Annotated in this window: 9 protein-coding genes; 7 read left to right on the top strand and 2 right to left on the bottom strand. The window is 45.0% G+C overall.

The window, feature by feature from the left end; all coding sequences use genetic code 11:
* The first annotated feature begins 170 nt into the window (after positions 1-170).
* Both AC4II3_RS02705 and pyk read left to right on the top strand, forming a co-directional pair.
* On the top strand, positions 171-1,547 hold the full coding sequence (locus AC4II3_RS02705; RefSeq protein WP_488007014.1) for a PQQ-dependent sugar dehydrogenase: 1,377 nt from the start codon (positions 171-173) through the stop codon (positions 1,545-1,547).
* Positions 1,548-1,914: 367 nt separating this feature from the next.
* Positions 1,915-3,696 (top strand): pyruvate kinase, encoded by a 1,782-nt coding sequence (gene pyk, locus AC4II3_RS02710; protein WP_488007012.1) that lies wholly within the window; start codon positions 1,915-1,917, stop codon positions 3,694-3,696.
* Between the two features lie 379 nt (positions 3,697-4,075).
* Here pyk and AC4II3_RS02715 read toward each other — a convergent pair whose 3' ends face one another.
* Positions 4,076-4,741 (bottom strand): hypothetical protein, encoded by a 666-nt coding sequence (locus tag AC4II3_RS02715; RefSeq protein WP_488007010.1) that lies wholly within the window; start codon positions 4,739-4,741, stop codon positions 4,076-4,078.
* Positions 4,742-5,799: 1,058 nt separating this feature from the next.
* On the opposite strand from AC4II3_RS02715, the gene acpP reads away from it, so the two are divergent.
* The 5 genes from acpP to sds all read left to right on the top strand — a co-directional run bounded on the left by acpP (position 5,800) and on the right by sds (position 12,166).
* Positions 5,800-6,063, top strand: a complete 264-nt coding sequence (gene acpP, locus AC4II3_RS02720; RefSeq protein WP_143727717.1) for an acyl carrier protein — start codon at positions 5,800-5,802, stop codon at positions 6,061-6,063.
* Positions 6,064-6,126: 63 nt separating this feature from the next.
* Positions 6,127-7,380, top strand: coding sequence for a beta-ketoacyl-ACP synthase II (gene fabF / locus AC4II3_RS02725; protein ID WP_488007053.1), 1,254 nt, complete (start codon positions 6,127-6,129; stop codon positions 7,378-7,380).
* 380 nt (positions 7,381-7,760) lie between these two features.
* Positions 7,761-9,767 carry a transketolase gene (tkt, locus tag AC4II3_RS02730; protein WP_488007008.1) on the top strand — a complete coding sequence of 669 codons (2,007 nt, stop codon included), beginning with the start codon at positions 7,761-7,763 and terminating at the stop codon, positions 9,765-9,767.
* Between the two features lie 53 nt (positions 9,768-9,820).
* Positions 9,821-9,970, top strand: a complete 150-nt coding sequence (locus AC4II3_RS02735; RefSeq protein WP_488029154.1) for a hypothetical protein — start codon at positions 9,821-9,823, stop codon at positions 9,968-9,970.
* 1,224 nt (positions 9,971-11,194) lie between these two features.
* Positions 11,195-12,166 carry a solanesyl diphosphate synthase gene (gene sds / locus AC4II3_RS02740; protein WP_488007004.1) on the top strand — a complete coding sequence of 324 codons (972 nt, stop codon included), beginning with the start codon at positions 11,195-11,197 and terminating at the stop codon, positions 12,164-12,166.
* A 417-nt stretch (positions 12,167-12,583) separates the two neighbouring features.
* Here the strand turns inward: sds and AC4II3_RS02745 are convergent, their stop codons facing one another.
* Positions 12,584-14,077: a cyclic nucleotide-binding domain-containing protein gene (locus AC4II3_RS02745; protein ID WP_488007000.1), complete on the bottom strand. Its 1,494-nt coding sequence runs from the start codon at positions 14,075-14,077 to the stop codon at positions 12,584-12,586.
* Between the last annotated feature and the right edge of the window lie 159 nt (positions 14,078-14,236).

A 14,236-nucleotide genomic window follows, 5' to 3' on the forward strand; every position in this document is an offset into this window, starting at 1 on the left:
TTGTTCGCCTGTGGCGTTCGGTTTAGGGTAGGTTGTTCGCTACGCGAACAACCTGCAACCTACTAACCTTCAACCTGCAACCTACTAACTTGCAACCGCAATCAACTAATACCTTTGATTGCTACTTGGTCAGTTAAGATCAATCCAAATATCACCCTTTGCTCCTGATCATGAACTGCCCACGTTTCCTGATCCTGCAACTGCTGATGACTACGGTAGTAGCCTGTGGTTCAACTAGCACCTCAACTCAAGCACCTGTCGCACCGATTGTACAAAAGTCCTCCTCTGAGCAATCTCCCCAAATTGCTCAGGCACCTACACAAACAAATGCTTTATCCACAAAAACCCTAATCGATACCAAACCCCTGACACCCCAACCGATTAAAATTACCCTGAATGATTTACCCCAACCCTTTGCTACTACTAGCGCCTCTCGACCTCCAAAAGTGGTAGCAGTGCCATCCAACCCAAGCCTAAAAGTACCAGCGGGTTTCCAAGTGAATGTATTTGCTGATGGGTTAGACCGTCCCCGCTGGCTAGCACTTACTCCCACTGGCGATATCTTGGTCACAGAAACTCGGGCAAATCGTATTCGTTTATTGCGCGACAGCAATGGTGATGGAGTTGCTGATGTCAAAAAAACCTTTGCTAATGCCAGTAATGGGTTAAATATTCCCTTTGGCATGGCCTTTGCTGATCAATACTTCTTCTTGGGCAATACTAATGCTGTACTCCGGTTTCCCTACACTAAAGGTCAAGACCAACTCACTAGCAAAGGTCAAAAAATTGCTGACCTCCCTGGCGGTGGCTACAACCAGCATTGGACCCGCAATGTGGTAGTGTCTCCCAACCTCAACAAAATCTACGTCTCTATTGGTTCACGGTCTAATGTCGATAGGGAACCCTTACCCCGAGCATCGGTACAGGTGATGAACCTCGACGGGTCAAACCAACAGACCTTTGCCTATGGTTTACGTAATCCTGTCGGCCTAGACTTTCACCCAATTACTGGTGAACTTTACACTACCGTCAATGAACGAGATCTGATCGGAGATGACCTAGTTCCTGATTACTTCACGCGCATTCGCCAAGGGGAATTCTATGGTTGGCCCTATGCCTATTTAGCCCCCCATCTGATCGATCCCCGTCAAACCCGCAATGGTCAAAGCATCAAACCTGAACTGGTTGCCCAAACCCGAACTCCCGATGTCTTGTTCCAATCACACTCAGCAGCACTAGGATTACAATTTTATGATGGACAGACCTTTCCAGAAAAGTATCGTAACGGTGCCTTTGTAGCGTTTCGTGGTTCTTGGAATCGTAACCGAGGCACCGGTTACAAGGTTGTGTTTGTTCCCTTCAAAACTGATAGACGACCATTAGGCTACTATGAAGATTTTCTGACTGGTTTTCTAATCGATTCCTCAGGACCAACCACCTGGGGACGTCCAGTTGGGTTGCTGGTGCTAAAAGATGGCAGTCTGCTCGTCACAGAAGAAGCCAACAACCGCATTTACCGGATCCAATACCGGAATAGTAACCTGTGAACCACCCTCGACTAACTCAAAGGGTTTAATCAGTGCTTCCTGTCTCGTTTCCTATGGCCTTAATCCACCCTTGGTTTTCGTGAACTGTTTGACTTTGCTTAAGTCTAATTCTTTTAAGAATATCTTATTTATTACGACTCGATTACGACAAAAATTTTTTGCCTGGAAATTCATCCCCTACTAACCGGACTTAGTGTAGATTGGGGAATGTTTACCGAATCTTGTTAAACCTGGCTTGGTACTAATAACTAATGACTCATAACAAGTCTTTGTAAAGATATTTAGGAAAACTTAATATCAGACAACAAACAGTAATGTGCCATGCTAAGGTGTTGTTCGGGAAACCAACCTAATCCCTTTCACGTTTATGCAATCGCCAAATTCCCTACGTCGGACAAAGATTGTCGCCACAATTGGCCCTGCGAGCAATAGCCCAGATGTTCTCAAGGCACTAATTCAAGCTGGTGCCACCACTTTACGACTTAATTTTTCCCATGGCACCCACGAAGACCATCAGCGCAATATTCGCCTGATTCGCCAGACGGCCTTTGAACTTAATCAGCCTGTGGCGATCCTGCAAGACTTGCAAGGACCGAAAATTCGCTTGGGGCGGTTTGAAAACGGTTCCATTGTTGTCAACAATGGCGATCGCTTCACCTTAACCAGCAAATCCATGGTTGGTAAACAGGAAATCAGTTCAGTTACCTACGAACCCCTAGCGGACGAAGTGCCTGCGGGAGCCACCATCCTATTAGATGATGGCAAAGTTGAGATGCGGGTAGATGAGGTAGACCGAGAGCAACGAGCCTTGCACTGTACCGTTACCGTCGGTGGACCCCTCTCAAATAACAAGGGAGTTAACTTCCCTGGTGTCTACCTATCCATCAAAGCTCTAACCGATAAAGACCGACGAGATTTAATGTTTGGTTTGGATCAAGGTGTAGATTGGGTAGCACTCTCCTTTGTTCGGAATCCTCAGGACATATTAGAAATCAAAGAACTGATTAACAGTGCTGGCAAGCAGGTACCCGTCGTTGCCAAAATTGAAAAGCATGAAGCCATTGAGCAAATGGAGGCAATTATCTCCCTGTGCGATGGGGTGATGGTTGCTCGGGGTGACTTAGGGGTAGAACTGCCAGCAGAGGATGTACCAATCTTACAAAAGCGACTGATTGCCTCAGCCAATCGACGGGGAATCCCAGTCATCACTGCCACTCAAATGTTGGACAGTATGGTTCACTCACCCCGACCAACTCGTGCAGAAGTTTCTGATGTAGCTAATGCTATCCTTGATGGCACTGATGCAGTCATGCTCTCTAACGAAACTGCTGTTGGTAAATACCCAGTCGAAGCCGTAAAGACCATGGGCACAGTTGCGGTGCGCATTGAGCAAGAACAGATTATCGGTAATGCTCGTGACACCAGCCGTTCCATTCCCAATGCTATATCCCAGGCAGTTGGTCACATTGCGGAGCAGTTAGATGCAGCAGCCATCATGACTCTGACCAAAACCGGTGCTACAGCACGGAATGTTTCTAAATTCCGACCCCAGACTCCCATATTAGCAGTAACACCCCATGTAGATGTGGCTCGACAACTCCAGCTAGTTTGGGGGGTCAGACCTTTGTTAGTCCTGGATTTACCCTCAACTGGTCAGACCTTCCAAGCCGCAATGAGTGTGGCTCAGGAAAAACAGCTTCTAACAGAAAGAGATTTGGTCGTCATGACCGCAGGGACAATCCAAGGTGTGGCTGGGTCAACAGACTTAATTAAAGTAGAAGTAGTCAAAGCAGTTTTGGGTCAGGGAGTTGGTATTGGTCAGGGATCAGTAAGTGGTGTTGCTCGGGTGGCTGGCACTGATGGTGATTTACCTAACTTCAACCACGGAGAAATCCTAGTCGCTCCTTCAACCAATGCCAAATTTGTAGAAGTTATTCGCAAGGCAGCAGGAATTATCACTGAGGAAGATAGTATAACTAGCCATGCAGCAGTGATTGGCTTACGGTTAGGTGTGCCAGTCATTGTGGGGGTGAAGAATGCGACCCAATTGATTCGGGATGGAGCCATTTTGACTCTGGATACACAGCGGGGTTTAGTTTATTCTGGTACCCTTGGGGCTAGTCCCAGTGACGGGTTACTAATGACTTGAATAAATTATACCCATCACCATTGTGTATTTTGTCTTGGCTATTGCCTGGTTTTCTTTGTATGCTCAAGCATCACTTAACTATAAAATATTTTGTGGTACTATTTGGCTACTAATTTAACCGGGTAGAGTCAATAAGTTGGAATTATTAATTGGTAAGATCAAGTCCGGTTAATCACTTATAAAATGGTTGAGCCTATGCCCATGAATTTAAAATTGTTAATTGTTAATTGTTAATTGTTAATTGTTAATTTTCAATTTTCAATTAACGAAAACCCCAGAATTATAAGTAGTCAACCGGACACGATATTACTCATGACCGTAACTGTTCTGCTTTAAGCTTGTAGACTGATCAAAATTTATCATCAACACATCTTGGTTTTTACATCTTTAGTGCTTCGATTTCAGTGAGTAGGGATTGAGTTTCAATATGCTTCTGTTTCAGTTTACCTGCCAAAATGTTTTTTTGATGATTTAGTTGTTGTTTTTCTATAGCCAGACATTGATTTTCAGCCCTCTCCAACTCAAGTTGCCTTTCTAAGCATGCTTTATCCCATGCCAATTGTTTGTTTTGTCTGAGGAGTGATTTAACTTCCGTCTTGACTTGGTTTAGCTCCACAATTATTCCTTTGGTTTTCTGTACCATCAACTCCCAGGCTTGATAATCCCAATTTAAAGTTTCTACTCCCCCATCAAGCTCTTCAAGAAAAGCCTGCTTTTCCAGCTCCAGCCGTTCAACCCTCTCTTGCAGTGAGACATTTTTCTTATGCAAGCTCCTTAAGGAGTTATTAACTACAATAAACTTATTGATTATCCCAATAATTTGCTGATGACTTTCTTTGAGTTCATATTCCAGCCACTTAATTTTATCATTAGCAAAATTTAGATCTTGTTCAATGGCTTCATAGTTATTTAAAATAAAAAAAAACCAATAGATTAATAAATTTTGGATTTGATTGCGATCTTTGAGAGTCTGGTTTTTGGGTTTAAAATCATAAATAGCTAATAAAAACCAGCTGAATAACAAAAAACTGATACTTGAATTCATGAGAGCTTCGTTGTAAAGTAATTATATCACTTTTAGCATCAACGTTCCATAGCACGACAACCGTGTAAATACAGAATTAAGCTAACTGAGCTAACTCATTCCAAAACTCATATTACGAGGAATTTTACCGAAGTCGTGTATTTTGAAAAGCTCCTCTTGATAAAAAAAAAATTTTTTTACTGCTGCTCTTTTAGTAGGGATTGGTTAGTTAGCCCATCAACTAATACCAATTCTTCAAAGTAGGACTTATAGATGCAGATGTTCATCAGATAAAATAAATGTGTACCCTTGTTAGCACTAAGAATTGGTATAACCTAAGAATTGGTATAATCTAAGAATTGGTAAAAGTACTGTATTAAGATTGGTAGAAGTACTGTATTCAGTATTCATACTGATACTAAGCTCGAATTAATGGATTTACGATGGGCGATCATGGGCGATCGCAACTCCGTAAAACCCATAAGCATTAGGCTTTTTGACTCTTTCAAGGTTACTAAGATACCCGATAGGCAAAGAGTCTACCGCTCTGTTTAAGGAAAGCTTGAGAAGTCAGCTTCCCCCTACTCGTTTTTTTTATAAAATTTTGTTTCATTAGCTTGACAAAAATAAAAAACAGCTGAAACTTTATAATACCGACCATCCTGAATTAACAGGGTGAGCTCGGATGCCGGAAATTCAAATTCCAAAGGACGATGTTGAAATTATGCCCATGAAGCTCTAAAGCTCTAAGGTTTGGCTGGGCCCACTCTCGGAAGGCAACGGTCATCTGAGGTCAAAGGAGCAGTTTGGCGAGGTTTGGTGTACAATTCCTAAGGATGTCTCTAGGTCAGCTATGGAATTGTGGTTCCAACTAAGCAGTTCTTGAGTGTTGAGGAGATTGATATACGATGAGACGGGGAACAAAGGCACCAAAGCCTTTGATGATTAAGGGAAGTGGTGTCATGCCAAACAAGCATTATTACCTATCTACAAGATCAGACCTCTTTCGGATAAGATCATAAAACCCCTAAAATCAGTAAGTACTGCTTGAGAGGTTCTAGCTAAAAAGGCTGAGGAATATTTATATGAGCGAAATTTTCGATAAAGTTAAGGATATCGTTTCAGAACAGTTGGACGTTGATGGGGAGGAGGTTAAGCCAGAAGCCAGCTTTGCCAACGATCTGGGCGCTGACTCCTTAGACACAGTTGAATTGGTGATGGCCTTAGAAGAAGCTTTCAATATCGAAATCCCTGATGAAGCGGCTGAAAAGATCGACACTGTTCAAAAGGCTGTGGATTACATTGAGGAAAAAGTAGGAGCTGGAGCAGAAACTCCAGCTTGATCAGCCTGATTTATTACCGCAAGTTCTGCGTTCACGGTCGATAAGCCTAGTTTTAATGGCATGATGACAAACTTTGAGAAAAAACGGGTCGTTGTTACAGGTCTCGGTGCAATTACGCCGATAGGCAACACGGTGACTGAGTACTGGGAAGGGTTGTTAAACGGACGCAATGGTATTGGTTTAATTTCCTTATTTGATGCCTCCAAGCACGCTTGTCGTATTGCTGGCGAGGTGAAGGGCTTTGATCCCCATGACTACATGAAGGGTAAGCAAGCAAAGCGTATGGATCGCTTTGCTCAATTTGCGGTTTCTGCCAGTAAGCAAGCATTAGCTGATGCCCAGTTTGAGATCAATGACCTGAACGCAGAACAGGTCGGTGTAATGATTGGCACTGGCATCGGTGGTCTCAAGGTACTGGAAGAGCAGCAAACAGTTCTTCTTAGACGTGGACCTGACCGCTGTAGTCCATTTATGATCCCAATGATGATTGCTAACATGGCAGCCGGTCAGACAGGAATTCATACGGGAGCGAAGGGACCCAATAGTTGCCCAGTTACTGCTTGTGCTGCAGGGTCTAATGCCGTAGGTGATGCGTTTCGCTTAATCCAGCGAGGCTATGCCCAAGCCATGATTTGTGGCGGGACTGAAGCGCCTGTGACCCCCCTATCAATGGCGGGTTTTGCATCAGCACGAGCTTTATCTACTACTCATAATGATACGCCTGAGTCAGCTTGCTGTCCTTTTGATATCGCTCGTGATGGCTTCGTGATGGGAGAAGGTTCTGGGATTCTCCTCCTAGAGGAACTAGAACACGCCCTCAGTCGTGGAGCAAAAATTTATGCCGAAATCGTTGGCTATGCCATGACCTGTGATGCCCATCACATCACATCCCCTGTACCAGGTGGCGAAGGAGCAGCCAGGGCTATAGCACTGACGATGAAGGATGCTGGTTTGACAGCTGAACAGGTTAGCTACATCAATGCCCACGGGACTAGTACAGTTGCCAATGATAAAACTGAAACAGCAGCGATTAAAAAAGCTTTAGGAGACCATGCCTATAAAGTAGCAATTAGCTCCACCAAATCCATGACAGGTCATTTGTTGGGAGGGTCTGGTGGCATTGAAGCAGTGGCTTCAGTGATGGCAATTGCCCATGACCAGATTCCACCAACGATAAATTTGAACAACCCAGACCCTGAATGCGATTTGGATTACGTACCCAATTATAGTCGCCAGCAGATGGTAGAAGTAGTGCTATCCAATTCCTTCGGGTTCGGCGGTCATAATGTTACCCTAGCCTTCAAAAAATACCAGTAAAGTGGGAATAAAGTTTGAAGAGTTAACGGCTTACTCCGTAGGAGAACCGAAAGGGTAGCCTTTATATTAGGGTAGGCATTGGGTGAAGGTAGCTCAAGGAAAAAACTAGTAGTTACAACTACTAGTTAATGATACTTACTGAGTAACCCATATCCCCACGCTTTACGGATTGTTTTCATCCTTGATGCTTCATCCTACCCTACCTTCGGACTCTATCCGGCGAACATCCTTCATTCTGAGCCAATCCCTATCTCTTGCTGATTGATCCCGGTAATGGGATTATGAGAAAGTACCTTTGGGTCAACCGAGAGCCACCCTTGTTTGAACTCAGACAAATTCTTGTTAGACCATAGTACACACATATCCATTAAACAGAAATTATGGCCGTTGCAACCCAGTCTCTCGAAGAACTTTGCATCAATTCCATCCGCTTCTTGGCGATTGATGCTGTAGAAAAGGCCAAGTCTGGTCATCCTGGGCTGCCCATGGGGGCGGCTCCTATGGCATTCGTGCTTTGGGACCGTTTTATGCGGTATAACCCCAAAAATTCCAATTGGTTCAACCGCGATCGCTTCATCTTGTCGGCTGGTCATGGCTGTATGTTGCAATACGCCTTACTTTACCTAACTGGCTATGATGGTGTAACCATAGACGATCTTCAGCAGTTCCGCCAGTGGGAATCGGTCACCCCTGGACACCCAGAAAACTTTGAAACCGATGGGGTTGAAGTCACTACTGGTCCATTGGGACAGGGAATTGCCAATGGTGTGGGTTTGGCAATGGCAGAAGCTCACTTAGCTGCTAGGTTCAACAAGCCGGATGCTACGATTGTCGATCATTACACCTACGTTATCCTTGGTGATGGTTGCAACATGGAAGGGGTGTCTGGTGAAGCCTGTTCTTTAGCGGGTCACCTAGGACTTGGCAAACTCATCGCTCTCTACGATGACAACCATATTTCCATCGACGGCTCTACGGACTTAGCCTTTACTGAAGATGTGGGTAAACGCTTTGAAGCCTATGGCTGGCACGTCCTACATGTAGAAAGTGGTAACACTAACCTCGAAGCTATCAATGATGCCATAGCAGCAGCGAAAGCCGTAACAGATAAGCCGTCTTTGATTAAGGTAACCACCACCATTGGCTATGGTTCTCCTAACAAAGCCAATTCACATGCTGTCCATGGTGCAGCTTTAGGTGGGGATGAAGTGGAGGCCACTCGCCAACACCTGGGATGGGAATATGAACCCTTTGTAGTGCCAGATGATGCTCTCAAGCATTTCCGGAAAGCAGTGGAACGGGGTAGTGAAGCGGAAGCTGCCTGGAATCAAACCCTAGCTGATTACAAAGCCAAGTATCCTGAACAAGCAGCAGAATTTGAGCAAATTACCAGTGGCAAACTCCCGGAAGGATGGGAAAAAGCCCTGCCCACCTACACGCCGGAAGACAAGGGAGTAGCAACCCGTAAACATTCTCAAGCCACTCTCAATGCACTCGCTCCCGTACTGCCTCAATTGATTGGTGGTTCCGCTGACCTCGCTCCCTCCAATCTCACGTTATTGAAGATATCCGGGGATTTCCAGAAAGGGCAATATGAAAACCGGAACCTGCGCTTTGGCGTCCGGGAACATGGTATGGGAGCGATTTGCAATGGCATTGCCCTTCACAACTCTGGTTTGATTCCCTATGGAGCCACCTTCCTGATTTTCACCGACTATATGCGGGCAGCAATTCGCCTGTCGGCTCTATCAGAAGCTGGTGTAATTTGGGTAATGACCCACGACTCGGTAGCCTTAGGTGAAGATGGTCCGACACACCAACCTGTGGAAACCATTGCTTCCCTAAGGGCTATACCAAACCTGGTAGTCCTTCGACCTGCTGATGGCAACGAAACCTCTGGGGCTTATAAGGTAGCTATTGAGCGTCGTAATGCTCCAACTCTCATCGCCTTTACCCGACAAGGTCTACCTAACCTAGCTGGTAGTTCCATTGAAGCCGCGACCAAAGGGGCTTACGTCCTCTCTGACAGCGATGGAACTCCTGACATTATCCTGATTGGTACTGGTAGCGAAGTGTCACTGTGTGTCGAAGGGGCTGAGCAGTTGCGGGAGGAAGGGAAGAAAGTCCGTGTTGTCTCCATGCCAAGCTGGGAACTTTTTGACGCCCAGGATGAAGCCTATCGGGAATCCGTCTTGCCCAAAGCAGTGACCAAGCGCCTCGGGGTCGAAGCTGGTGTCAGTTTTGGTTGGTGCCGTTACTTGGGTACCGAGGGGGATATGATTAGCATTGATCGCTTTGGTGTTTCTGCTCCCGGTGGCGTCGCTATGGCAAAGTTTGGTTACACGGTTGAAAATGTAGTCGCTAAAGCCAAAGCCTTGTTGGGATAATTAAACCAATACAACCCCTAATTCTACCTAACTGAACTAGGGTAAACATTTCCATGGTCATGGAACGCCTACGACTAATGCTTGTGCTAGTGGCATGGGGAAAAAGGGAGAGTTTCTCCTCTTCCTTTGTGCCACCACCAGGGCTATTTCGTTTACCGTTGCGCCCCCCCACAGAAGCCATTCTAGGGCAAGATCCAACTTGATAAACAAAGTCTGCGTGGTGATCTTATAATGGCCGTAGCCAAGCACAGAGGCTATAAAAAAAAACTTGTGGGATTAGTTTGTGTAGCCCAAGAATAAATTCTCCTTTAGGCCATTAGCCTTGGGGGTAAAGTTAGACTTTACCCCCAAGGCTCTGTCAGCCCTGATGATGGCAACCTTGTATATTGGACTATCGCTAAGATATACTTGACTCAGCAAGTAGACCATGACCTGTCAAAATCTCATAGCCAAACAGATAAACACAGAAAGTGGTCATAACTATTTGCCTTTATCTGTTTTTGGGTAAGCTCAGAATCTGTTTAGACAATCTGGTAGCATAAGCGCCATGTTTCAAGACTCTTACTACCCAAGCTGACCCATGGGAAGTTGAAAGATCGCAGATGAATAGGCTACAGGTTATGCTGGAGGATATTAACTTTGAGACCTTTGAGACCATCCCTTAACCGTATTGACCTCGGATGCTGACTCAGTTGGCACACGAGTAGCCAAGGCGTTTTTAATGGGATTAGTAAAGTACCTTGGAGAACGTTGAACACGCTGGGCTAGTGTTAACAGCACATAGATTGTGATTAAGTAGCCAGTAGCTAGCAGGGGGATCATTAACGACATATCAATGTATAACATAAGAGTGAACAAGAGACAGGTAGATGCAAAGTTCTATAGAAATCTGCTGCAAAGCAATCCTAAAACCTTACATTTCTAATGGCTCTAGGATATGGTTGCGGATAATAACGTATTGGATACAGGTATTCACTGCAAATGACCCTAACCACCCTCGCCTAGCTAACTCCTGATCTTAAGGTGAGAATTATCTCGACTTAGGCTCCCGATTAGGCAACTCTTGGTGGTTATGTCTGCTTTACAAGTTTACTCAGTAGAGATACTGAGGTATAAACGGGATAGAGAGGCTTGTCTTGCCTAAGCCAACATCTTTGCTATGGTGGGATCACCGAATTTAACTCTCCCCTTACCACATTTGGAATTCAGTATGTTAAATCTTTTAAACCCTCAATTCTCAGGATAGCACAAAAATCCTGGGTAGCCATACCGAGATCGGTACAGACTTAACAAGTCTATACAATTACTCAGATTTCATTCCAGTTATGCCATAAACTCAACAAAATTTTCCTATTGGGGACGGTTAGCTTAGAATTAAGAAAGAAATATGTAAACTTTCGTAACTAACTTCTGAGTCGGCTGATCACATGACCTCAGTGACCTCCCTTTTTGCTTCCGTAGAAGCAGATCTGTATCAATTGAGTGAAAACTTAAAAAACCTGATTGGTGCCAGTCATCCAATCTTATACGCTGCAGCTGAACACTTATTCGGAGCTGGGGGAAAGCGGTTACGACCAGCCATTGTATTGTTGGTCTCACGGGCAACGATAACCAACTCCAAGATTACCCAACGTCATCGCCGTCTAGCAGAAATTACTGAGATGATTCACACGGCTTCTCTGGTGCATGATGACGTAATAGACGAGTCAGAGGTACGCCGCACGGTGCCCACTGTTAATAGCTTGTTCAATAACCGAATCGCTGTGCTCGCTGGTGACTTTCTGTTTGGTCAATCGGCTTGGTATCTGGCTAATCTGGATAACTTAGAGGTAGTTAAGCTGCTCTCTGAAGTGATTAAAGATATGGCAGAGGGAGAAATCCAACAAGGACTGAGTCGATTTGACACCACGACAACTATAGAAGGCTACTTGGCAAAGACTTATAACAAGACAGCTTCACTGATGGCTAACAGTTCTAAAGCAGCGGGATGCCTAAGTGGTGTTACAGACCAGGTAGCCGAAAATTTATATCACTATGGACGTAATTTGGGGTTGGCGTTTCAAATTGTAGATGATATCCTGGACTTCACTGCTTCCACAGATGTGTTAGGTAAGCCCGCAGGGTCAGATTTAGTAAGTGGAAACCTCACAGCACCAGTTTTATTCGCCCTCGAAGAAAAACCCTACCTAGAGGTGCTCATAGAGCGAGAGTTTGCCCAGCCGGAGGATAAAGAACAAGCCTTGGCACTGGTCAGGGAGAGTCAAGGAATTCAGCGATCGCGGGAAATGGCTGCCAAATATGCTGAGGCAGCAGTTAAAAATATATCAGTGTTGAAACCCTCAGAATCCAAGCAAGCTCTGATTGATCTGAGCGACTATGTCTTGAGTCGCTTATACTAGAACCTTGGGGATTATAGTATTAAGCATGGCTTCCCATGGGTAATGGGTAACTAGGTAATGGGTAATGGGTAACTAGGTAATGGGTAATGGCTCAGCAGTAATGGCTCAGCAGTAATTACAATTACCAATTATCTTTTTACCGATTACCGATTATTACTGAAATGCTTTATGGGTAAGCATTTTTAGCGCTAAACTCCAGATCAACTTGATTTATGCAATCAGCAACATAGACTGGGATCCCACTGATGCTGCCCCGATTACACTACCATTGGCTCCACCTTCTGAGTAGTCCAGTCCCCCTCTATTGCTTATGGGAACGCGCCCCGCGTGACCTACGGTCAATCGCGTAGCGTGGCCATTCGTGTAGCGTGGCCCAAAGGCCAAGGCCAATCCCATCATGAGGGATTGATAGTCAACTTAACCTTGACTTGATAACTCCGCACCATTACTGAATGCAAGATTGACTTGTTTCACCTCATCTATCGATTTCCGTCGTGCTTCGATAATTTGACCGATTTCACGGGCGAGACTTGGTGTACTTTCTATCATCTGATTAACCAGATCTGAATAAAGCGCAATAGTTTGTAAATCTTCCACAACGTTAACGGATACTGAGCTTGGTTTGCCGCTAAACAGTGCCATTTCCCCAAAAAACTCACCACTGGACAGAGTCATCACCTCCTGTTGTTTACCATAACTATCCTTGAGGGTGAGTACAGCTTTCCCAGCAATAATAATGTACAGAGCATGACCAGGATCCCCTTGACGAATCACGGTTTCTCCCACACCGAAATTTTGTAGGACTGCTCCTTTCGATAGATTCTCCAAGTTCTTTTGCTGTTTAGCTACAGGGACAAAGACAGGTATTGACTTCAGGCTCTCGGTAAACTTTGTCAAAGTGCTATCTGCTTCGGATGGTTCACTATCGAGTTTACGGAGTCTATAGATCGGAATGGTTGGTCCAAGATTGTTGCGCTGGGCTGCATACCAGATACGGGTCATCAACTGTTCACGGATTCTGGGCGCATCCTTATAGTCTTCGATAGAAAACTTGACCTCATAGTTACCCCGATAGTCGTTATATTCCATGGTGCGGATCTCTGGGGAAGGATCACTCAATATCCCTTCTGTGGCCAGTGCTGTTTCTTTTAGTACTTGCTTAATTAGGTTGGGTGGATCATCACTGTCGAAGTCAATCCTAAAGGTTTCTACATGAATCCGTTTCGGTTTGCTGTAATTGAGGACTATTTCTCCTCCAAGTACCCGATGGGGAATAATAATCATGTCACCGTCCCGGGTTACCAGGCGAACAGCTCGCCAATTCATATCAATGACCTGACCAACTTTGTCTCCAATCTGCAACCAATCACCGACTTCAAAGGGACGAGCAAACAGTAGGGCAACCCCAGAAAAGACGCTGCCCAGAGAGTCCTGAAGGGCCAAGCCGATCACAATAGAACCCACACCCAAGGCAGTAGCCAGACCAGCGAGGTCGGCTCCCCACACTCTCGATAGCACAATGGCACCACCAAGGGCTACCAAAAAAAATCTTGACAAATCTAGGAGTAGTTTTGGGATCCGTGCTCGCCATGTATTTTCTCCAGCGGCTTCAAACAACACCGAATTGATTAGAGACAGAGAGGCGTCTATAACAAATATCCAGACCAGGGTCTCGACAAGCTTGACAAGATTGTTGTCCAGGTCTAACTCAAGCACATTCTGGATAAATAGCAGGAATACTAAGACGGGTAAGACACGGTTACGAACTAGGCGGAGCGTAACTGCTAGAGGCTGACCGCGTCTTTGTAGACGATGAGTAATTTCTGTCAGAATAATTACCAAGACCGGAAACCCTATTCCTAAGGCTATAGCCCAGATCAACCAATCGTTTTGCCATATTACTTTGCTCATCAAAACAATCTCCTTGTCCCGTTCTTTTACTATTCCTTGAACAAGAGGGTTAACCCTCTGAACAAGTTTTCATACCCCACGGGATAATGCTTGCGCGGGGGTTCTTAATTTCGTGTATTATGGTAATCTGAAAATAATGTAATCAAGTATAGTTTGTTC

The organism is Moorena sp. (genome assembly GCF_982860115.1).